Source organism: Bradyrhizobium sp. USDA 4473 (assembly GCF_054063335.1).
The window spans coordinates 2,830,246-2,851,054 of record NZ_JBSSGE010000001.1 but is presented as its reverse complement, the minus strand read 5'-3'; the positions used below and the strand labels follow the sequence as shown (position 1 = coordinate 2,851,054).

Genomic DNA, 20,809 nt, shown 5'->3' with positions numbered 1-20,809 from the left:
CTCTCAGCGTTGCGCTTCGGCCCGCAGATAGTCCACGAGCTGCTTGGCGGCGCGCGGCAGCGCCTTGAAGCTGCGGGCGCAGATCGTCAGCCGGCGGTTGGCCCAGCCGTCGCGGATCCTGATCGTCGTGATCGGCATCGCAGCCGCACAGCGCCGCGCGGCGGTTTCCGGGATCACCGCGATGCCGACATCGGCGGCGACCATCTGGCAGATGGCGTCGAAGCCGCGCAGGCGGGCGCGGAAACGCAGCCGCGCGCCGAGCTTGGCCGCATGCCGGGAAATATGCACCTGCAGCGCGGACGTTGCCGTCAGGCCGACGAAATCGCGGCCGACCACTTCCTGGAAGTCGATCTGGCGACGGCTGCCGAGATCGCTGCGCCGCGACGCCACCAGCATCAGGCGGTCCTCGCTGAACAGGAAGCGCTCGACGCTGTCGGGCAGCGCGTGTTCGGCGGCGAAACCGAGATCGGCGGCGCCGCTCGCGATCGCGGTCGCGATATCGGTGCTCTCGCGCTCCTCGACATCGACACTGATATCGGGATGCTCGTGCAGGAAGGCCGCGAGCGCCCGCGGCAGATGTTCCGACAGACCCGAGGTATTGGCGAGCAGCAGCACGTTGGCGCGGACGCCGCTGGCATAGGCGGCGAGGTCGCTCTGCAACGCCTCGACATTGTGGATCACGATGCGGGCATGGCCGAGCAGGCTCTCGCCCGCAGCGGTCAGTTCGACGCCGCGGCGGCCGCGCTTGAGCAGTGCGACGCCGAGCGCCTCCTCGAGGCCCTTGATCCGCTCGCTGGCCGAGGCCAGCGCCATGTTGGCACGCACCGCGCCCTGGGTGATACTGCGCGCATCGGACACCGCGATGAACAATTGCAAATCGATCAGGTCGAACCGCATGACATGTTCCGCCCCATTATCTTCTTCCGCCCCGCGCCTTCGGACCGTCCGAAGGCTAACTCCGTAACCTCCAGATTGTGCCGATCGCGTCGATCGGTCAATGTGCCGTCATGGTCGACCATCTCCTGATCTTCATTGCCTTCGCCTTCCTGCTGGCCGGCTTCGTCAAGGGCACGCTCGGCCTCGGCCTGCCGACGGTCGCGATGGGGCTGCTCGCAACCACCATGGCGCCGGGCCAGGCGATTGCGATCGTGATCGTGCCGGCGATCGTCACCAATATCTGGCAGACCTTCGTCGGCCCCTATTTGCGCGACATCCTCAGGCGGCTGTGGCCGCTGATGCTCGGCACCGTCGTCGGAATCTGGATCAATGCCGGGCTGTTGACCGGGCCATACGCGGCCTACGGCACCGTGGTGCTCGGCGTGCTGCTGGTGATCTACGCGATCGTTGGCTTGAGCAGGTTCAACTTCAAGGTCAGGCGGCGCGACGAGAAGTGGATCGGCGGCATCGTCGGCGTCGTCACCGGACTGATCTCGGCCGCGACCGGCGTGCAGGTCATCCCCTCGATGCCGTTCATGCAGGCGATCGGCATGGAGCGCGACGAGCTGGTGCAGGCGCTCGGCGTCTTCTTCACCACCGCAACGCTCGCACTCGCCTTCAACCTGACGGCCTCGGGCCTCTTGACGGCGGCCACCGCGCTGCCGGGCGCGGTCGCGATGGCGGCATCGTTCATCGGCATGTTCATCGGCCAGGCGGTCCGCACGCGGATGCAGCCTGATGTGTTCCGCCGCTGGTTCCTGATTTCGATGATCCTGCTCGGCCTCTATCTCGCCGGCAGCGCGCTGCTCAAGATCCACGGATAAGCGTGATCCGGAAACGTCTGAAGCCGTTTTCCGAGCAGGCCGTGCACAAGTGATAGCTAGCGCGCCTCCAGCATGGCGACGCGGACGCCGAGATAGATGAAGAGCGCGCCGAGCGAGCGGTTGATCCAGGCGACCACGCCGCCCGATTGCCGGATGCGGCCGGCGGCCCTCGCCGCAAAGGCCGCAAGACCAAGGCACCACACCGTGCCGCCGGTGATAAAGATCAGCCCGAGCACCAGGAAGGCGAGCGTCTTGTGGGCGGAGTCCGCCGCCACGAATTGCGGCAGGAACGCCAGGAAGAACAGCGCAACCTTGGGGTTGAGGATGTTGGTCAGCGCCCCCTGCCAGAACACGCGCGAGATCGAGGTCTCGCCGCCCTGCCCCGTGATCTCAGCGATCGGCTTGGCGCGCGACAGCAGCATCTGCAAGCCGGTCAGCACCAGATAGGCCGCCCCGATCAGCTTGACCGCCAGGAACGCGGTCGACGACGCCATCAGCAGCGCGGAGAGCCCGATCGCCGCGCCGAACACGTGGACCAGGCAGCCGCAACTGATGCCGATCGCGGCAGCCGCGCCGCCCCGCCATCCGAGCTGGATCGTGCGCCCGATGATATAGGCGGTATCCGGACCCGGCGTGACGTTGAGCAGCAGCCCGGACAGGACGAAGAGCCAGAGTTCGTGAATTCCCAGCATGCCTGCGTTAACCTATCTAAGTAGGGGTCCGGAAAGGGCGATCGGCCGGCTTGCGCCATCGCGGCGACACACGAATTCCGTAGAGAAACGGTGGTACGATCCGTTGGTCGCATGCCAATTCCTGCTACTATGCATTATAGCTGCCCGTAAACCGAGCTTCCGCCGGACCCGGCCTGTCTTGTAAGTATCGGATTCGGTCACCTCGGCTAAGTGGCCATTCCAGGGCACAGGAGACATGGAAAGACGGCTCGCTGCCATTCTTTGCGCCGACATCGCCGGCTATTCCCGCATGATGGGTGCCGACGAGGCGGGGACGCATGCCTCGTTCAAGGCGCATCGCAGTGCGATCTACCCGATTATCCTCAACCATGGCGGCAGGATCGTCAAAAACACTGGCGACGGCTTCCTGCTGGAATTTCCGAGCATCATCGGCGCGATCGAGGCTGCCGTCGCGATGCAGACGCTGATGGCCGAGCGCAACGAGCACCTGCCGGCCGACCGCGCCATGCACTTCCGGATGGGCGTCCACATGGGCGACGTCATGGCCGACGAGGACGAGGTGTTCGGCGACGACGTCAATATCGCCGTCCGTCTCGAGACGGTGGCAAAGCCCGGCGGGATCGCGGTGTCCGACAAGGCCCGCACCGAATCGGGGCGACGGCTGGCCGTCACCCTGGTGGACGCCGGCCCGCACCGCTTCAAGAACATCGCCGAACCGATCCATGTCTGGACCTGGGCGCCGGCCGGATCCGATCATCAGGAAAAGACCCCGGACGACGGCCCGCATCTGCCGGGGCAATACCGGACCGCGATCGTCGGCGTGCTGCCGTTCGACAATCTCAGCGGCGGTGCCGACGAATATTTCTCGGACGGTCTGACCGAGGATCTGATCCACGCGCTGTCGCTGCAATCCTTCTACCGCGTGCTGAGCCGCAATTCGACCTTCGCCTACAAGGGCAAGAACGTCTCGACCCGCCTGATCGCGCGTGAGATCGACGCCACCTATCTGATCCAGGGCTCGGTGCGCCGCGCCGGCAACAAGATCCGCGTCTCCGCCGAACTGATCGCGCCCGAGAAGGGCGAGCAGTTGTGGACCGGCCGCTACGACCGCGACATGGGCGACCTGTTCGCGATGCAGGACGAGATCACCGCCAATCTCTCTGCCGCTGTTGCCCAGGAAATCTACCGCGCCGAGGCCTCGGCACCGGCGCGCTCGCCGAATGCCGAAATCACGGCTTGGGATCGCTTCCTGAAGGGTCTGTCGCACTACTATCACCAGACCAAGGACGATTGCGAAACCGCGATCGCGCTTTTCAAGGAAGCAATCCAGCTCGATCCCGCACTGTCGATCGCGCGCGCCTATCTGGCGCTGATCCAGATCCAGAGCATCCAGTTCGGCTGGATTCCGAGCACGCGCGAATTATGGGCCTCGTCGGTCAGCCTGGCCGAGAGCAGCGTGCGGCTCGACCCGCGCTCCTCGTTCGCGTTTTCGCTGCTGGCCTATCTGCACGCGATGCAGGGCCACTACGAAGCCGCGATGGACGCCATCAAGCGGGCGATCGAGCTCAACCCCTACGATATGGGTGCGCGCGGCGTGCTCGGAATTTGCCACATGGTGATCGGCGACCACCGCAAGGCGGTCGATCTGTTCTCGACGGCGGTCCAGCGCGGCAACAGCGACCCGCGCTACCAGTGGGCGGCGCTGAACGCATTCAGCCATTATCTGCTCGGGCAATATGACGCATCGCTGTCATGGTCGCGCGAGGGGCTCTATCTCAACCCGAACCATCTGCAGTGCCTTGCGGTGCGCGCCGCAGCGCTCGCCCAGCTCGGACGCAAGGACGAGGCGGCCCAGGCTGCGGAGGCGCTGCTTGGCAACTATCCCGACCTGACCGTCAAACGCCATCTGCGCAATTTCCACTGGAAGAACCCGGACGATATCGCGCTTTATCGCGACGGCCTCTTGAAAGCCGGCGTCCCCTTCGGCAAACTCGTTCTGGTTGCATCCGGATCGAAACTCGCCGCCGACTCCTGAGCGAGTTCATTCACCGGTAATGGATGCTTTTTAAGCTGAAGCTTTTCAGGATGTGGTTTGATGTCCGATCCGGCTGCAAGCGCGGCACCCGCCCCGCAGGTTTCCCCTGACAATCCCTGCCCGTTCCTGCGCGCGCTGGTCGCCGGCAACTATGTCGGCGGCCATCTCGTGCCGCTGCCGGAGCTGACCGCAACCATCGACCGCGCCACCGGCAAGACCGGGCTTCCGGCGCTCAGCGCCGGCGCGAAGATCTTCATGGTCGCGCAGATGGCCAACGGCATCGGCCCGTTCAGCCAGATGCGAAGCCTGTTGCAGGGCGCCATCCTCGACGAATTGCGCAACGGCCCGCTCGACAAGCACGGCGCCGGCTCGCGCATCCTCGACCAGCATGCCGTGGTGCATGAGGACGAGATCGCGCGGCTCGCCACCTTCGGCAGCGACTACAAGGCGCCCGACGGCAGTGTCGAACGCGGATTGTCGGCCTCCGAGATCAAGACCTTCATGGCGGCGAACTTCCAGCGTGCCAAGGACGAGCATCCGCCGTCCTACGGCATGCTGCACTGCTACTATCCGCTCTTGATGCTCGGCGAGTGGCCGGTGCTGCTCGACATCATGGGCAAGGGCGAAGGCAGGGACCGCTATCTTAGCGTCGCCGAGGTCAGGACCCTGTTCGTCGAGAAGCGCTTTCCCGAGCGGATCGTCGCGCTGCTCAACGGCTGAGCCGCAGACGCCGCGCCAGCAAATTGCTCACTTGAACAGCGGCGTGCCCGGCACGAAGGCGTCGAACGCCGCCCAGAATTGCGCCCGATAGCGGTCCTGCTCTTGCAGGATCTCGTGCTTGGCGCCGGCGATCACCAGATGCGAGCCGGCGCGCAGATGATAGGCGAACTCCTCGATCGCCGCGGTCGACACCACCTCGTCATTGCTCGCCGCCAGCATCAGGATCGGCTGGCGGATCTCGGACGGATACGACATGCCGCGGAAGGTGCGCATCGCGGTGAATGCGGTGTCGGCCCAGGCGATCGTCGGCGCCGCGATGCCGAGCGTCGGATCCTCTTCCAGGATCGCTGCGTTGCGGGCGTGGCGCACCGGATCGCTGGTCACGGGATTGCCGATGAAGGGCGCGAGGCCGACCAGTTCGTCGGTGCCGCCCGGCACGTAGCGGCCGCCCTGCCCGGCCAGTCGCATGATCCTGAGCAGCGCGCTCGGCAACAGCGACACGCGGCCGCGCGGCAGGTCGATCATCGGCGCCGACAGCACCATGCGGTCGAACCAGCGCTTGCCGGCATGTGCGAGGCGCAGCATCACCGCGCCGCCCATCGAATGCGCCAGCGCGAAATAGGGCGGCGGGCAATCCGGCAGCACCACCTGCTGCACGAAGGTCTCGACGTCGACCTCGTAGTCGGCGAAGTCGCGCACATAACCCTTCCGCGGATCGCGCAGCCGCCGCGACGAGTGGCCCTGCCCGCGCCAGTCGATCATTGCCACCGCAAAGCCGCGGTCGCGCAGGTCGCGCACCGTCTCGAAATATTTTTCGATCATCTCGCCGCGCCCGGCAAACACGCAGACCGTGCCCTTGCGGCCGGGCGGCGGCGCCCAGCGCGCGAAGCGCAGCTCGGCTCCATCGGGGGTCTTGATGGTGCCACTGACAACGTCGTCCGGAACCGGGTTGGCGGGGATCGAGACGAGCGTCATGCAGGAGACCGGACCGGTGAGACAGGGTGGAGATCAAGGACGCCGGCGCAAAAAAAGCGACGCGGTTTCCGCCCCTTGAACGCGACGTGACCCCTCCCATATCACCGGAGTGCAGGCCGCTACCAGTGTTTCGGACCCGGAACATCAGGCTGCACACATCTAAGCCCGGCCCGATGGCGGGCGGGTAACTGAAACAGTCGCTCACTGGAGGACTCATCCTATGCGTAGCTACGACCTCACTCCGTTTTATCGTTCCACCGTCGGCTTCGACCGCCTCTTCAACCTGCTCGATCAGGTGACCTCGGACGGCAGCCCCGGCTATCCCCCCTACAACATCGAGCGCACCGGCGAGAATGCTTACCGGATCAGCGTTGCGGTCTCCGGCTTCTCGCAGGCCGAGCTTTCGATCGTCGCGAAGGAGAATACGCTGACGATCAAGGGCGAGAAAACCGCCAACGAGAACTCGGGCAACGGCTCCGAAGTGCTCTATCGCGGCATCGCCTCCCGCGCCTTCGAGCGCGTCTTCCAGCTTGCCGATTTCGTGCAGGTCAAGAACGCCTCGCTCGAGAACGGCCTGCTCCACGTCGATCTCGTCCGCGAGATTCCCGAGGCCAAGAAGCCGCGCAGCATTCCGATCGGCGGCGGCGAGACGGCCCCGCAGGTCGTCGACGGCTCGGCCAAGGTCGCGGCCTAAGCAACACCTCCCGCGTCAGCGGATATTGGCTGCACGCGAAAACGCCCCGGGAAACCGGGGCGTTTTTTGTCGTGGCGCCGCAGTCCGTAGCCCGGATGGAGCCAACGGGTCGCGCGTACGCGCGCCCGATGACAGGCTCCGCGCAATCCGAGGCAAGTCCCGCCGCGGGAAAGAATCCCGGACGTCGCTCCGCTCCATCCGGGCTACGCAGCGACCTTGCTCACTCCAACCCCTGCACCTTCGGCATTTCCTGGGTGGGCAGGATCGCCGGCGGGGGCGCCGCTGGCGGTGGAGCGGCCTGACCGACGGTCGGGACCTCGGCCCGCGGAGCGGTCTGCTGCGCCGCCGTCTGGGTCTCGGCCGGCTTCGATGGTGCCGCCGCCTGCTCGGCCGGCGCCGGTGCGGCTGCCTCGGCGGGAGCCGGCTGCGGCGCGGCGGTCTGCGGGACGGCAGCCTGGGCCGCCGGCACGGGCGGCTGGACGGTCGCAGGGGCCTCGGCCAGACCTTGTGCAGATTTGGCTGAGAGCGGGCTTCGCTTCGGCACCGGCACGCGGCTCGCGACATGGGGGATCGGGAGCGGTGGCCGCGGCACCCTCGCCTGGATCGGCCGCGGCATCGGGCCGACCGGACCATAGGTCGCGCTCATCTCCTCCTCGTAATTGTCGCCGAGCCGATAGGCGGGGGTGAAGCGGATGATGTGCCCGTCGCGGGCATCGATCACCAGCCGGCCGTCATCGCCGCCCTGGTCGATCACCGAGATGGTGTAGACGAAGCCGCGCTGCTGCGGGGCGCCGAGCGGCAGATAGCCGTTCTCGCGTAGCACGGTGTAGACCTCGACCGGCGGCAGCAGGCTCGGGACCCGGCCATAGCGCGGCGGCGGTGGAACCTCGGGCATGGCGACGTAGGGCTCGCCGATGTCGGACACCCTGACCAAAAGCGGGCTGCCGATCCGGGCGGACGTCGCCAGCTGGGCCTGGGCCGAGCCCGCGCTGAGCGCGAAGGCGGCGGCTGCAACCGAACCTGTGAACAACTTCATCGCCGTAACTCCTGTCTGCCCCGCCCGGGAGCGTTTTCGCTCTCTTGCCGGCTTGCCCGGGGACAAAATTTCGGTTTGAAATTCGGCGGTCCTTGGTCGCTGCGTGGGCCAGATCACGGCGTGTTTGCTTCGAATCGGGGGCGCCAGCTGGCCTGCCGAGCCGCCCGATCCAAACATGCAAGCGGGGACTTCCTCGCGCTTGTGTGATAGACAAAAATTTGGCAAGGTCGAGGTTATGACAGCAAGGCTGTCTCAATTTCGAGGCCATCCCGGCATGGGGATTGCAACGACGACCTTCGTAAGGAGGACCTCGGCGCCCCGGGCTCCGAGAATGCTGCAGGCAGGGTCGTCCCCCAGGGGACGTTGAAACGCCCGTCGTCTGAATTTAGGAAAATGCGGCTCGCGGCGGACGAGCGGTGGCCCGGTGGGTGCCGCAACGTCCAAGGTGCGCCAAACAGGGTGAGACCCCTTACGCAAGGGAGAGGACACATGAGCGGGTCGGAATTCGAGCGCGAAATCATCGTGGCAGGTACGCTGTCGGCGACCGCGGACTCGAAAGCCGCCGAACCCGCGCGCGAGCTTCATACGCCTGAACTTCATACCTGGCGTCCTGAAGCCGAAGGCCTGTTCGATCCGAGCCTGGAAAAGGACTCCTGCGGCGTCGGCTTCATCGCCAACATCAAGGGCCAGAAGTCGCATCAGATCGTCTCCGACGCGCTGAACATCCTGTGCAACCTCGAGCATCGCGGCGCCGTCGGCGCCGACCCGCGCGCCGGCGACGGCGCCGGCATCCTGGTGCAGATTCCGCATACCTTCTTCGCGCGCAAGACCGCGGAGCTCGGCTTCAAGCTGCCGCAGCCCGGCGAATACGCCATCGGCGCGCTGTTCATGCCGCGCGATGCGGCGTGGCGGAACGTGATCAAGAGCATCATCGCCGACGAGATCAAGAACGAGGGCTTCAAGCTGCTCGGCTGGCGCGACGTGCCCAGTGACAATTCCTCGCTCGGCGTCACCGTGAAGCCGACCGAGCCCTACCACATGCAGGTCTTCATCGGCCGCAACGGCGCCGCCAAGACCGAGGACGATTTCGAGCGCCGGCTCTACATCCTGCGCAAGTCGATCTCGCAGGCGATCTATCAGCGCCGCGACCGCGGCATGGCGGGCTATTATCCGTGCTCGCTGTCGTGCCGCACCGTAATCTACAAGGGCATGTTCCTCGCCGACCAGCTCGGCAAGTACTATCCCGACCTGCATGAAGCGGACTTCGACAGCGCGCTGGCACTGGTGCATCAACGCTTCTCGACCAACACCTTCCCGACCTGGTCGCTGGCGCATCCCTACCGGATGATCGCCCATAACGGCGAAATCAACACGCTGCGCGGCAACGTCAACTGGATGGCGGCGCGGCAGGCCTCGGTGCATTCGGAAGCTTACGGCAAGGACATCAGCCGGCTGTGGCCGATCTCCTATGAAGGCCAGAGCGACACCGCCTGCTTCGACAACGCGCTCGAATTCCTGGTGCAGGGCGGTTACTCGCTGCCGCACGCCGTGATGATGATGATTCCGGAAGCGTGGGCCGGCAATCCCTTGATGGATGAGCAGCGCCGCGCCTTCTACGAATACCATGCCGCGCTGATGGAGCCGTGGGACGGCCCGGCCGCGATCGCCTTCACCGACGGCCGCAAGATCGGCGCGACGCTCGACCGCAACGGCCTGCGTCCGGCGCGCTATCTCGTCACCAAGGACGACCGCATCGTGATGGCGTCCGAAATGGGCGTCTTGAAGATTCCGGAGGACCAGATCGTCACCAAGTGGCGGCTGCAACCCGGCAAGATGCTGCTCGTCGACCTCGAGCAGGGCCGCCTGATTCCCGACGACGAGATCAAGGCCGACCTCGCCAAGAGCCATCCCTACAGCGACTGGCTGCATCGCACCCAAATCCAGCTCGAGGAGCTGCCGGATGCGCCGGCCAAGGGCGTGCGCTCCAACCTGCCGCTCCTGGACCGCCAGCAGGCGTTCGGCTACAGCCAGGAAGACATCAACATCCTGATGACGCCGATGGCGTCCACCGGCGAGGAAGCCGCCGGCTCGATGGGCAACGATACGCCGATCTCGGCGCTGTCGGACAAGCCGAAGCAGCTGTTCACCTATTTCAAGCAGAACTTCGCCCAGGTGACGAACCCGCCGATCGATCCGATCCGCGAAGAGATCGTGATGAGCCTGGTCTCGATCATCGGGCCGCGGCCGAACCTGTTCGACCTGCAAGGCGTCGCCTCGACCAAGCGGCTCGAGGTGCGGCAGCCGATCCTGACCGACGCGGATCTGGAGAAGATCCGCTCGATCTCCGACGTCGCCGAGACCCATTTCAAGTCGCGCACGCTCGACACCACCTTCCACGCCGGATTCGGCGCGGCGGGCATGGAGCAGGTGCTCGACGAGCTCTGCGCGCGCGCCGAGGGCGCGGTGCGCGAGGGCATCAACATCATCATCCTGTCAGACCGCATGACCGGCACCGACCGGATCCCGATCCCGTCGCTGTTGGCCTGCGCCGCCGTGCATCATCATCTGATCCGCACCGGCCTGCGCACCTCGGTCGGCCTGGTGGTCGAATCCGGCGAGCCGCGCGAAGTGCATCACTTCGCCTGCCTCGCCGGCTACGGTGCCGAAGCGATCAACCCCTATCTCGCGTTCGAGACCATCCTCGCGATGAAGGACCGGCTGCCCGGCGCGCTCGACGACTACGAGATCGTCAAGCGCTACATCAAGTCGATCGGCAAGGGCCTGCTCAAGGTGATGTCCAAGATGGGCATCTCGACCTACCAGTCCTATTGCGGCGCGCAGATCTTCGACGCGGTCGGCCTCAAGGCGGACTTCGTCACGAAGTATTTCGCCGGCACCCACACCCGCATCGAGGGCGTCGGCCTCGGCGAGATCGCCGAGGAGACCGTGCGGCGCCACACCGACGCGTTCGGTGACGGCCAGATCTACAAGAGCGCGCTCGATGTCGGCGGCGAGTATGCCTACCGCACCCGCGGCGAGGACCATGCCTGGACCGCGGAGTCGGTCTCGACCCTGCAGCATGCCGTGCGCGGCAACTCGCAGGAGCGCTACCGGGCGTTCGCCAAGATCCTCAACGAGCAGTCCGAGCGTCTTTTGACGCTGCGCGGCCTGTTCCGGATCAAGAGCGCCGAGGACGACAAGCGCAAGCCGGTCAAGCTCGAGGAGGTCGAGCCGGCCAAGGAGATCGTCAAGCGCTTCTCCACCGGCGCGATGTCGTTCGGCTCGATCTCGCGCGAGGCGCACACCACGCTCGCGATCGCGATGAACCGGATCGGCGGCAAGTCGAACACCGGCGAAGGCGGCGAGGAATCCGACCGCTTCAAGCCGCTGCCCAACGGCGACAGCATGCGCTCGGCGATCAAGCAGGTCGCCTCGGGCCGGTTCGGCGTGACGACGGAATATCTCGTCAACTCCGACATGATGCAGATCAAGATGGCGCAGGGCGCCAAGCCCGGCGAAGGCGGCCAGCTGCCCGGCCACAAGGTCGACGCCACGATCGCCCGCGTCCGGCATTCGACGCCGGGCGTCGGCCTGATCTCGCCGCCGCCGCATCACGACATCTACTCGATCGAAGACCTCGCCCAGCTGATCTACGACCTCAAGAACGTCAATCCCGACGGCCAGGTCTCGGTCAAGCTGGTGTCCGAAGTCGGCGTCGGCACGGTTGCCGCCGGCGTCGCCAAGGCGCGCGCCGACCATGTGACCATCGCCGGCTTCGAGGGCGGCACCGGTGCCTCGCCACTGACCTCGATCAAGCATGCCGGCTCGCCGTGGGAGATCGGCCTTGCCGAAACCCATCAGACGCTGGTGCGCCAGCGGCTGCGCAGCCGCATCGCGGTGCAGGTCGACGGCGGTTTCCGCACCGGCCGTGACGTCGTGATCGGTGCGCTGCTCGGCGCCGACGAGTTCGGCTTCGCCACCGCGCCCTTGATCGCGGCGGGCTGCATCATGATGCGCAAGTGCCACCTCAACACCTGCCCGGTCGGGGTCGCGACCCAGGATCCGGTGCTGCGCAAGCGCTTCACCGGCCAGCCCGAGCACGTCATCAACTACTTCTTCTTCGTCGCCGAGGAAGTCCGCGAGATCATGGCGCAGCTCGGCTACAAGAAGTTCGACGACATGGTCGGCCAGGTCCAGATGCTGGACCAGACCGCACTGGTCTCGCACTGGAAGGCCAAGGGCCTCGATTTCTCCAAGCTGTTCGTGCGGCAGAAGGAGGAGAAGGGCCAGACGATCTATCACTCGGAACGCCAGAACCACCATCTGGAAGCCGTGCTCGACCGCCGGCTGATCGAGAAGGCGCAGGCTGCGCTCGATCGCGGCGCGCCGGTCAGGATAGAGGAAGAGATCAACAACACCGACCGTTCCGCCGGCGCGATGCTGTCGGGCGCGGTGGCCAAGATCTACGGCCATGCCGGCCTGCCGCTCGACACCATCCATGTCGGCCTGAAGGGCACCGCCGGACAGGCGTTCGGCGCCTGGCTCGCCAAGGGCGTCACCTTCGAGCTCGAGGGTGAAGGCAACGACTATGTCGGCAAGGGCCTCTCGGGCGGCTGCATCATCGTCAAGCCGCCGAAGATCTCCGGCATCGTGCCCGAGGAGTCGATCATCGTCGGCAACACCGTGATGTACGGCGCGATCGCGGGCGAATGCTACTTCCGCGGCATCGCCGGCGAGCGCTTCGCGGTGCGCAACTCCGGCGCGGTCGCGGTCGTCGAAGGCGCCGGCGATCATTGCTGCGAATACATGACCGGCGGCATCGTGGTGGTGCTCGGCAAGACCGGGCGTAACTTCGCGGCCGGCATGTCCGGCGGCATCGCCTATGTGCTGGACGAGGCCGGCGACTTCAACAAGCTCTGCAACCTGTCGATGGTCGAGCTGGAGCCGGTGCTGTCGGAAGAGATGATCAACGCCGACACCTACCATCACTCCGGCGATCTCGAGGCGCATGGCCGGGTCGACGTGTTCCAGAACCTGCTCGACTCCGACGTGGAGCGGCTGCATGTGCTGATCACGCGTCACGCCAAGCTGACCGGCTCGAAGAAAGGCGGCGGAGATCCTCGCCAACTGGAAGACCTGGCTGCCGAAATTCCGCAAGGTGATGCCGGTGGAGTACCGCCGCGCGCTGAAGGAAATGAAGGCCAACGCCGACGCCGAGCCGAAAATCGCGATCGGCGCGTAACGACACGAGCTCGTCATTGCGAGCGCAGCGAAGCAATCCATAGCGCCACAAGCCGAACGATGGATTGCTTCGTCGCTACGCTCCTCGCAATGACGGAAGATAACGAAACAGAACAGACGAACACATGATGCAGGGGCATCGGGTTTAAATGGGCAAGATCACAGGTTTCCTCGAGATCGAGCGGCATGACCGCAAGTACGAGCCGGTCGCCGATCGGCTCAAGAACTTCAAGGAATTCGTCGTTCCGCTGAGCGAGAAGGACACCCGCGACCAGGCGGCGCGCTGCATGAATTGCGGCATCCCCTATTGCCACGGTACCGGCTCGACCGTGCCGGGCACGCCGGGCTGCCCGGTCAACAACCAGATCCCCGATTTCAACGACCTCGTCTATCAGGGCAACTGGCAAGAAGCCTCGCGCAACCTGCACTCGACCAACAACTTCCCCGAATTCACCGGCCGGATCTGCCCGGCGCCGTGCGAGGCGTCCTGCACGCTGAACATCGACGACAACCCGGTCACCATCAAGACTATCGAATGCGCGATCGTCGACCGCGCCTGGGACAATGGCTGGGTCAAGCCGGAGATCGCCGCGCAGAAGACCGGCAAGAAGGTCGCCGTGATCGGCTCCGGTCCCGCCGGCATGGCCGCGGCCCAGCAGCTCGCGCGCGCCGGCCACGAGGTGCATGTCTACGAGAAGTTCGCCAAGGCCGGCGGCCTGCTGCGCTATGGCATTCCCGACTTCAAGATGGAGAAGGGCGTTATCGACCGCCGCGTCGCACAGATGGAAGCCGAGGGCGTCACCTTCCACTACGGCAAGGCCGTCGGCGGCTCGACCCCCGGCGCGATCGACCCGCAGGAGCTCGCCAAGCAGGTTGACGCGGTGGCGCTGACCGGCGGCGCGGAAGCCCCGCGCGACCTGCCGATCCCGGGCCGCGATCTTGCCGGCATCCACTTCGCGATGGACTTCCTGCCGCAGCAGAACCGCCGCGTCTCCGGCGAATCGCTGAACGGCGCCGTCGACATCCTCGCCGGCGGCAAGCATGTCGTCGTGATCGGCGGCGGCGACACCGGATCGGACTGCATCGGCACCTCGTTCCGGCAAGGCGCGCTCTCGGTGACCCAGCTCGAGATCATGCCGGCGCCGCCCGAGCACGAGAACAAGGGCGTGACCTGGCCGAACTGGCCGCTGAAGATGCGGACCTCGTCGAGCCAGGCCGAAGGCGCGGTGCGCGAATTCGCCGTGCTGACGACCAGGTTCGAAGGCAAGGACGGCAAGGTCAGCAAGCTGCATTGCGTCAAGGTCGACGACAAGTTCAAGCCGCTGCCCGGCACCGAGTTCACGCTCGACGCCGAGCTGGTGCTGCTGGCGATGGGCTTCGTCCATCCGGTGCACGAGGGCCTGCTCAAGACCTTGGGCGTCGACCTCGACCAGCGCGGCAATGTCCGCGCCTCGCTGCACGACTACCAGACCTCGCGCGCAAAGATCTTCTCCGCCGGCGACATGCGCCGCGGCCAGTCGCTCGTGGTCTGGGCGATCCGCGAAGGCCGCCAATGCGCGCGCGCGATCGACGCGTTCCTGATGGGGAAGACGGATTTGCCGGGGTAGGTACCCCGGCGGTCACGCGGCTCGATCTCGCTTCCGATCTCGCATGGTACTTGCGAAACTTACCGCGGCTCAAGGTCAGCTTGTCGCGAACGATCCATATAGGTCGGGCGACCTCGGGACTGGCCCCTCCAAGATCGAAACTTCCTCGGTCAATAGATTGCGCGCCATTGTGCCGCAAGCTAGAATCATGACTCTACGGGAGGTTGCGTTCCGTTCGAGGGGCCATTTCAATGCACAAACTTTTTACGGACCTAAATGTTGGGTTTAGTAACGCGGAAAACTATCAGCGCCGCGAAAACAAGGAACTCCTCACGAAATATTTCGTGAAAGATCATTTCCTCGATCGGCTCCTGGACCCAAACATCTTCTACCTAGTTGGCGAAAAAGGAACAGGAAAGACCGCCTACTCGGACTATTTCGACTGTGTTCAAGGTCTAATTGCTGCCATCTGGGCCATCAACAACGACTTCCTCTCCAACATTAAGGACTCTCGGGGAAGGCTACGCATCGTTCTTCTAGTTCGCCCTGACATCTTTCTCAGAACAGGCCTACACAACCTCAACACAAAACTCAGGGACAATTCCGTCTTTCTGAACTGGATGACGACTTACAAAGACTATCGAAGCTCGCTGCTATTTCGAGTAGCGGATCGGTTGCTGTCGGTACAGCAAGACGAGGCCGTTTCAAAACTTGGAGACGCGTGGGATTACTATTTTCCCTTCCATGCCGAGAATGTCAGAGCGTCCAATGTATCGGATGCTCACGGCGTTAACTCGTTCCTGGCCTTCCTAAGGTTCAGCTACTATCGACCTCGCGACATTAACGCGATGATTCATACGATGCAGGAAATCGTTCGGCGCAATAGAGAAACCGCGCCTTACGTAACAGCAGAGGACTTCAACGACCCTTCATTTCGTGACGCCCATGCCGAGTATTTGCTCGGTGAGATTCGCGATCAGCTTCTCTTTTATTACTCGCAGGACGAGTACGATCTCTTCCTGCAGTTCTTCTCGCACCTGCAAGGTAGACGGACTTTCTCGTATGCTCAGTTTCTTGACGCGTTCAATGAGTTTGTCGCCGAATGCACCAGCGGAGGGAAAGAACTACCTAGATTCTTCGAGTCGTCGAGCCTCTTCCTTCAGTTCCTATATGAGCAGAATGTGATTTGCTACAAAGAGAAGGATGCATCCGAGAATGGAGACTCTGAACTCTTCATCAGATGGTGCTTTCGTGAGCGCACTCTCGCCAACATGGCTCCTAAAGTTAGGGTAGGAGTAGAGTACGAAGTTTTCTATGGGCTCAGCAAAGCGCTGAATGTTGGTCGTCCTCTAAAGATCAAGAAAGACGCTCCGCGTCGTCAACTGGGCACCGTGATATCGATCGATCGATCGGGCGGATTTGGTTTTATTCGCGGAGGAGAACATCAGGCTGAGTATTACTTTAAGCTCAAGGAGTTTAAAGGTGGCGGCCTGCGCATGGGGAAGAAGGTATCATTCGAGCCGACGGTGAAATATGGCAAACCGAGAGCCAAGACGGTCCGTCTAGCGAACTAACTTAGTTCTGCACCCGCACGCCGAGCATCACGACCGTCGATGCCGAGCTCTGTCCGGCGAGGTTCGAATCCAGCCAGTCGCGGCGCACGGTGCCCTTGATCCAGAGGCTGCGGGTCATCTTGTAGATCAGGTCGGCGGACACCGAGTAGATCGTGTCGTTGCGGTTGTCGCCCTGGTACTCGAGCGTGCCGTAGGTGAACTTGCCGATGCCGGTCAGCCAGCGGCGGAAGTCGTGATCGACCTCGATGGTGTAGGTACGCGACAGCACGCCCGAGGTGCCGGGCAGCGTGGTCTCGCCGAGCTGGGTGTCGGAATAGAATTTGGCCGTGGTCAGCGGCGTCGCGGTCCAGGTCAGCGACGCCGTGGTGAGCAGGCCCTCGAGCCGGTTGAGCCGCGTGTCGGCATAGTCGCGCATCGCGTAGCCGATCGAGATCTCGCCGAACAGCATCCGGGTGAACTCGAACGAGGTACCGGCCTTGACGTAACCGCCCGACGAATCGCGCGCGTAGCCGGCGCGGTCGAGATAGAGATCGTGGACGCGACTGTCGCCCTGCACCTCGACGAACGGCTTTACCGCCGGATTGAGCTCATAACTGACGCGGCCGATGCCGCCATATTGGCTGAAGTTGCGGTCGTCGTTCGACGACGAGGTGCCGTCGGTGAGCTTCGACCATTGGTAATCGGTGCGGTCGACGGTGGCGCCGAGCGAGACCTGCATGCGGTTGAAATGCTGGTCGATGCCGAAGGTGCCGCCGACCGTGCTGTAGATCGGATATTTGGCAAGACCCGCCTGCACGTTCGGGCTGCCGGGATTGTCGGTCGACACCAGCAGGCGGCCCTGCGCCGTCAGATGCGTGTCCTTTGAGACATCGAGACGGCCGTCGATATGGCCGGTGAAGTTCGGACGGTCGACATCGAGCGGTGCCGACAGCGGCGTGCCGTCGGCGTTCGGCGTCAGCTGCGAGCCGTAGCCGGTGAACGAGCCGCGCAGATCGGCGACGACGGCGTGGCGCTCCCAGTCCGACATCGCGACGAATTCCGGCGACACCATGTAGAACGCCTTGCCCTGCGGCTGATACAGGCGGCCCGGATTGGTGTCGTAGCCGGCCATCACCTCGACCGCGGTCTTGACCATGAACGAGCCGGCGTAATCGCCGACCGCGCCGAACGGATCGTCGTCGAGCTTGAGCCGCCTCCGCGGCGGCTGGCCGACGATGGTACCGGCCATCGCCGGCGGCAGCGGCGCCTTGGCGGCAGCCTCCGACGGCGGGATCGACAGCCGCAGCTGCCCGGCCGCATTCAGCGGCGGTGGCGGCGGCACCGGCGAGCCCGGTCCCGGCGGCGGCTTCGGCTTGGCCTGGCCCGGATAATATTTCGGCTTGAGACGTTTGCGGTTGAGCGAGTCATAGCCGGACGTCGCGGCGCCGTTCGCGGCGGGGAGCCCATAGGTCGGGATTTGACCGAGGCGCTCTGTGGTCGACGTCGATGACGACGAACGCCGGGTGGGATCGGCATCCGGCAGCTTCAGGCCGTTGAGCGGATCCATGGCGTCGAGCTGGGTCCGGCGCAGCGGCGAATCCTGGGTGATCACCTGGCTCTGCCGGTTCGGGCTGAACAAATCCGGCGTCACGGTCTGGGCGGTGGCGAGGCCGCCGGTCGCAGTCAGCAAAAGAGCCGCTAGCAAAAGGCACGGCAAAACCACGCGAACGAGGCGTCCGCGCCGATTTGGGCCGCTTGCTGGCCGCCGCACCACGATGGAAATACCCCAACGAATTCATGCACTTGACGTACGCATTCCCCCGGGTGGCGGAAAACGTCGTTAATGGAGTTAAAACAATTATGGTTAATGAGCCGTTGAGGAGCGGCGGCCGCGCGTCGCATCGCGGAATCGAACGTGCTAAGGGAGACGCCCGGGTGCAAAACCCCTCCCCTGGAATCCGAAATGGCCAAACCGAAACCGCTGATGACCAAATCATCCGGCCCCGATGACGGCGCCGTTCAGTCGGCGCTCCGCACCCTCGATGCCGAAGCCAGCGGCGTCGCTGCGCTGTCCGCCGCCCTCACGTCCGATCTCGGCGCGGCGTTCACGGCGGCGGCCGAGCTGATCCGCAAGGCCAAGGGGCGGCTGATCGTGACCGGACTCGGCAAATCAGGTCATATCGGCCGCAAGATCGCCGCGACTTTCGCCTCGACCGGCACGCCGGCGTTCTTCGTGCACTCGGCGGAAGCGAGCCACGGCGATCTCGGCATGATCACCGCCGATGACGTGATGCTGGCGCTGTCCTGGTCCGGCGAACAGGCCGAGATGCGCAACCTGATCGCCTATGCCGCGCGCTTCGGCATTCCGCTGATCGCGATGACCGCCGACAAGGAATCGACGCTGAGCAAGGCCGCCGACGTGCAGCTGACGCTGCCGAAGGCCCGCGAGGCCTGCCCGCACAATCTGGCGCCGACGACCTCCTCGCTGATGATGCTGGCGCTCGGCGATGCGCTGGCGATCGCGCTGCTCGAGGGCCGCGGCTTCACCTCGACCGATTTCAGCGTGCTGCATCCGGGCGGCAAGCTCGGCGCGCTGCTGAAATATGCCCGCGACCTGATGCATAGCGGCGACGCGCTGCCGCTGAAGCCGCTCGGCACCAAGATGTCGGATGCGCTGGTCGAGATGACGTCGAAGGGTTTCGGCTGCGTCGGCATCGTCGACCGCCACGGTCATCTCGTCGGCATCGTCACCGACGGCGATCTGCGCCGGCAGATGCGGCCCGAGCTTCTGACGCTGTCGGTCGACGAGGTGATGACCACCACGCCGAAGACGATCGGCCGCGACACGCTGGCCGGCGAAGCGCTCGAGCTGCTCAACGCCTCGAAGATCACCACGCTGATCGTGACCGACGCGAAGAAGCCGGTCGGCATCATCCATCTGCACGATCTGCTGCGCGCGGGCGTGGCGTAGGCCCTTTTTGTCATTCCGGGGCGCGCCTCTTGGCGCGAGCCCGGAATCCATACTCACGATGGTGGTTATGGATTCCGGGCTCGCCGCTTCGCGTCGCCCCGGAATGACGGTGATTACTTCGGAAATCTTGCCCCCGTCGGCTCCAGCGGCAAGGCCAGCGCGTTGGCGAGATATGAGACCGTGCGGTAGAAGCCGCACAGCAGGATGATCTCCAGGATCTGATCCTCATCGTAATGCGCCGACAGCACAGCGAATTCCGCCTCATCCAGCGTCGCACGCTCATGCAGCGCGTCGACCGTCGCGATCAGCGCCTGTTCCGACGTTGACCAGCAATCGGCATCGGCCGCACCGTGCATGGTGGCGTGGATCTGCTGCGCGGACAGCTTGGCGGCGGCGCCGAACGCCGTGACATGCACGCCCCATTCGTATTCGCATCTGTTCAGCGCGCAGGTGCGGTCGATCACGATCTCCCGCTCGCGCAGCGGCAGCGGCCCGCGATCCAGCAGGCTGGCGCCGCGGAATTTCTCCCAGGCGCGCGGATGGGCCGCCATCATGCGGAACAGCACGAGCGGCGGCTTGCCGCGCATGATGCGGTCGAAATGCTGTTGAACGTCCGCCGCATAGGGCGGATCGAGCGGCGCGATCCGTGACATGGCTCGGTCTCATTGCTACATTTACTGTAGCGATACGCTACAATATCTGTAGCGAGGGACGCAAGCGGGATTCGCGACATGGCGAAGCAAGTTCCGACAGTAAAACCCGGCGTCCGCGGCTCGCGGTCCGGCCGCCCGATCATGGCGCTGCTCGATCTCTTGGGGCGGCGCTGGACTTTGCGCATCTTCTGGGAGCTGCGCGAGGGCGCGCTGACCTCGCGCGCGCTGCGCAGCGCCTGTGACGAAGCCTCGCCGACGATCTTGCAGACGCGACTAACCGAGCTGCGCGAGGCAGGCTTCGTCGAACTGACGGAAGATGGCTATGGCCTGACCGCACTCGGGAGAGAGCTGTTTGCGACCTTCACGCCGCTGAACCGCTTCGCCGAGCGCTGGAGCAAGCGCGCTGGCAGCTAGACTGCGGCCACCGTCAGGCTGGCGCCGTCGGCGCGGACCACCTTGACACGGCTGCCGGCCGGCGCATCGGGGCCGGCGACGCGCCACACCGTGTCGTCGATCCGCACCGTGCCTGCGCCGTCGATAATCGGCTTCTCCAGCGTGAATTCGCGGCCGACCAGCGCTTCGTTGCGGCGGTTGAGGAACGGATTGGTCTTGCTCGCCGCGGTCGCGCCGCTGGCAAAATGCCGCCAGGCCGGCACCGCCAGCGCGGCGAACACCGCGAACATCAACAGCTGTACCTGCCAGGACGGCGTGAACACGAAGGACAGCAGGCCGACCAAGAGCGCCGCGAGCCCGAGCCAGAACAGGAACACCCCGGGCGCCGCAAGCTCCAGCGCCATTAGGATGAAGCCGAAGATCAGCCAGTTCCAGGTACCCAATGTCGAAAACATCTCGGCCATGATACGACCTCTACCATTGCAGGCGTGACGTCGTCA

15 protein-coding genes and 1 pseudogene are annotated in these 20,809 nt (G+C 64.8%); 9 read left to right on the top strand and 7 right to left on the bottom strand.

What is annotated here, in order from left to right:
* Positions 1-3: 3 nt before the first annotated feature.
* Entirely contained in the window at positions 4-897 is an 894-nt protein-coding gene (locus ACVW17_RS13385; RefSeq protein WP_456752327.1) for a LysR family transcriptional regulator, read from the bottom strand.
* Between the two features lie 110 nt (positions 898-1,007).
* Between ACVW17_RS13385 and ACVW17_RS13380 the strand changes: the two genes are divergently transcribed.
* Positions 1,008-1,760, top strand: coding sequence for a sulfite exporter TauE/SafE family protein (locus ACVW17_RS13380; RefSeq protein ID WP_456752326.1), 753 nt, complete (start codon positions 1,008-1,010; stop codon positions 1,758-1,760).
* A 56-nt stretch (positions 1,761-1,816) separates the two neighbouring features.
* Here ACVW17_RS13380 and ACVW17_RS13375 read toward each other — a convergent pair whose 3' ends face one another.
* Positions 1,817-2,452: a LysE family translocator gene (locus ACVW17_RS13375; RefSeq protein WP_456752325.1), complete on the bottom strand. Its 636-nt coding sequence runs from the start codon at positions 2,450-2,452 to the stop codon at positions 1,817-1,819.
* A 235-nt stretch (positions 2,453-2,687) separates the two neighbouring features.
* Between ACVW17_RS13375 and ACVW17_RS13370 the strand changes: the two genes are divergently transcribed.
* Both ACVW17_RS13370 and ACVW17_RS13365 read left to right on the top strand, forming a co-directional pair.
* Positions 2,688-4,487: an adenylate/guanylate cyclase domain-containing protein gene (locus ACVW17_RS13370; RefSeq protein ID WP_456752324.1), complete on the top strand. Its 1,800-nt coding sequence runs from the start codon at positions 2,688-2,690 to the stop codon at positions 4,485-4,487.
* A gap of 60 nt (positions 4,488-4,547) precedes the next feature.
* Positions 4,548-5,207, top strand: a complete 660-nt coding sequence (locus ACVW17_RS13365) for a hypothetical protein (protein ID WP_456752323.1) — start codon at positions 4,548-4,550, stop codon at positions 5,205-5,207.
* A 27-nt stretch (positions 5,208-5,234) separates the two neighbouring features.
* Here ACVW17_RS13365 and ACVW17_RS13360 read toward each other — a convergent pair whose 3' ends face one another.
* Entirely contained in the window at positions 5,235-6,182 is a 948-nt protein-coding gene (locus ACVW17_RS13360) for an alpha/beta fold hydrolase (RefSeq protein WP_456752322.1), read from the bottom strand.
* 220 nt (positions 6,183-6,402) lie between these two features.
* On the opposite strand from ACVW17_RS13360, the gene ACVW17_RS13355 reads away from it, so the two are divergent.
* On the top strand, positions 6,403-6,876 hold the full coding sequence (locus ACVW17_RS13355) for an Hsp20 family protein (protein ID WP_456797198.1): 474 nt from the start codon (positions 6,403-6,405) through the stop codon (positions 6,874-6,876).
* A gap of 220 nt (positions 6,877-7,096) precedes the next feature.
* Here ACVW17_RS13355 and ACVW17_RS13350 read toward each other — a convergent pair whose 3' ends face one another.
* Positions 7,097-7,912, bottom strand: a complete 816-nt coding sequence (locus tag ACVW17_RS13350) for a hypothetical protein (protein ID WP_456797197.1) — start codon at positions 7,910-7,912, stop codon at positions 7,097-7,099.
* A gap of 489 nt (positions 7,913-8,401) precedes the next feature.
* Here ACVW17_RS13350 and gltB point away from each other — a divergent pair.
* The 3 genes and pseudogenes from gltB (at position 8,402) to ACVW17_RS13335 (ending at position 16,313) form a co-directional block, all read left to right on the top strand.
* Positions 8,402-13,154 (top strand): annotated as a pseudogene (gene gltB / locus ACVW17_RS13345) (glutamate synthase large subunit).
* 148 nt (positions 13,155-13,302) lie between these two features.
* The gene (locus ACVW17_RS13340) at positions 13,303-14,760 is read left to right on the top strand and encodes a glutamate synthase subunit beta (RefSeq protein ID WP_456797196.1); all 1,458 of its coding nucleotides are present in this window, start codon (positions 13,303-13,305) and stop codon (positions 14,758-14,760) included.
* A gap of 230 nt (positions 14,761-14,990) precedes the next feature.
* Positions 14,991-16,313, top strand: a complete 1,323-nt coding sequence (locus tag ACVW17_RS13335) for a cold-shock protein (RefSeq protein ID WP_456797195.1) — start codon at positions 14,991-14,993, stop codon at positions 16,311-16,313.
* 1 nt (position 16,314) lies between these two features.
* On the opposite strand, the gene ACVW17_RS13330 is transcribed toward ACVW17_RS13335, so the two are convergent.
* Positions 16,315-18,066, bottom strand: coding sequence for an outer membrane beta-barrel protein (locus ACVW17_RS13330; protein WP_456797194.1), 1,752 nt, complete (start codon positions 18,064-18,066; stop codon positions 16,315-16,317).
* A 189-nt stretch (positions 18,067-18,255) separates the two neighbouring features.
* Between ACVW17_RS13330 and ACVW17_RS13325 the strand changes: the two genes are divergently transcribed.
* On the top strand, positions 18,256-19,263 hold the full coding sequence (locus tag ACVW17_RS13325; RefSeq protein ID WP_456752315.1) for a KpsF/GutQ family sugar-phosphate isomerase: 1,008 nt from the start codon (positions 18,256-18,258) through the stop codon (positions 19,261-19,263).
* Between the two features lie 113 nt (positions 19,264-19,376).
* Here ACVW17_RS13325 and ACVW17_RS13320 read toward each other — a convergent pair whose 3' ends face one another.
* Positions 19,377-19,916: a carboxymuconolactone decarboxylase family protein gene (locus tag ACVW17_RS13320; protein ID WP_456797193.1), complete on the bottom strand. Its 540-nt coding sequence runs from the start codon at positions 19,914-19,916 to the stop codon at positions 19,377-19,379.
* Between the two features lie 78 nt (positions 19,917-19,994).
* On the opposite strand from ACVW17_RS13320, the gene ACVW17_RS13315 reads away from it, so the two are divergent.
* Positions 19,995-20,330, top strand: a complete 336-nt coding sequence (locus tag ACVW17_RS13315; protein ID WP_456797192.1) for a winged helix-turn-helix transcriptional regulator — start codon at positions 19,995-19,997, stop codon at positions 20,328-20,330.
* Here ACVW17_RS13315 and ACVW17_RS13310 read toward each other — a convergent pair.
* Positions 20,327-20,773, bottom strand: a complete 447-nt coding sequence (locus ACVW17_RS13310; RefSeq protein WP_456797191.1) for an NfeD family protein — start codon at positions 20,771-20,773, stop codon at positions 20,327-20,329. The genes ACVW17_RS13315 and ACVW17_RS13310 overlap by 4 nt on opposite strands.
* Between the last annotated feature and the right edge of the window lie 36 nt (positions 20,774-20,809).

Bases quoted from the DNA above. Each gene is read 5' to 3' on its own strand.
- ACVW17_RS13315 (WP_456797192.1), top strand. From the start codon at position 19,995: ATGGCGAAGCAAGTTCCGACAGTAAAACCCGGCGTCCGCGGCTCGCGG.
- ACVW17_RS13325 (WP_456752315.1), top strand. From the start codon at position 18,256: ATGGCCAAACCGAAACCGCTGATGACCAAATCATCCGGCCCCGATGAC.
- ACVW17_RS13355 (WP_456797198.1), top strand. From the start codon at position 6,403: ATGCGTAGCTACGACCTCACTCCGTTTTATCGTTCCACCGTCGGCTTC.
- ACVW17_RS13320 (WP_456797193.1), bottom strand. From the start codon at position 19,916: ATGTCACGGATCGCGCCGCTCGATCCGCCCTATGCGGCGGACGTTCAA.
- ACVW17_RS13375 (WP_456752325.1), bottom strand. From the start codon at position 2,452: ATGCTGGGAATTCACGAACTCTGGCTCTTCGTCCTGTCCGGGCTGCTG.
- ACVW17_RS13385 (WP_456752327.1), bottom strand. From the start codon at position 897: ATGCGGTTCGACCTGATCGATTTGCAATTGTTCATCGCGGTGTCCGAT.
- ACVW17_RS13365 (WP_456752323.1), top strand. From the start codon at position 4,548: ATGTCCGATCCGGCTGCAAGCGCGGCACCCGCCCCGCAGGTTTCCCCT.
- ACVW17_RS13380 (WP_456752326.1), top strand. From the start codon at position 1,008: ATGGTCGACCATCTCCTGATCTTCATTGCCTTCGCCTTCCTGCTGGCC.
- ACVW17_RS13335 (WP_456797195.1), top strand. From the start codon at position 14,991: ATGCACAAACTTTTTACGGACCTAAATGTTGGGTTTAGTAACGCGGAA.
- ACVW17_RS13360 (WP_456752322.1), bottom strand. From the start codon at position 6,182: ATGACGCTCGTCTCGATCCCCGCCAACCCGGTTCCGGACGACGTTGTC.
- ACVW17_RS13350 (WP_456797197.1), bottom strand. From the start codon at position 7,912: ATGAAGTTGTTCACAGGTTCGGTTGCAGCCGCCGCCTTCGCGCTCAGC.
- ACVW17_RS13310 (WP_456797191.1), bottom strand. From the start codon at position 20,773: ATGGCCGAGATGTTTTCGACATTGGGTACCTGGAACTGGCTGATCTTC.
- ACVW17_RS13370 (WP_456752324.1), top strand. From the start codon at position 2,688: ATGGAAAGACGGCTCGCTGCCATTCTTTGCGCCGACATCGCCGGCTAT.
- ACVW17_RS13340 (WP_456797196.1), top strand. From the start codon at position 13,303: ATGGGCAAGATCACAGGTTTCCTCGAGATCGAGCGGCATGACCGCAAG.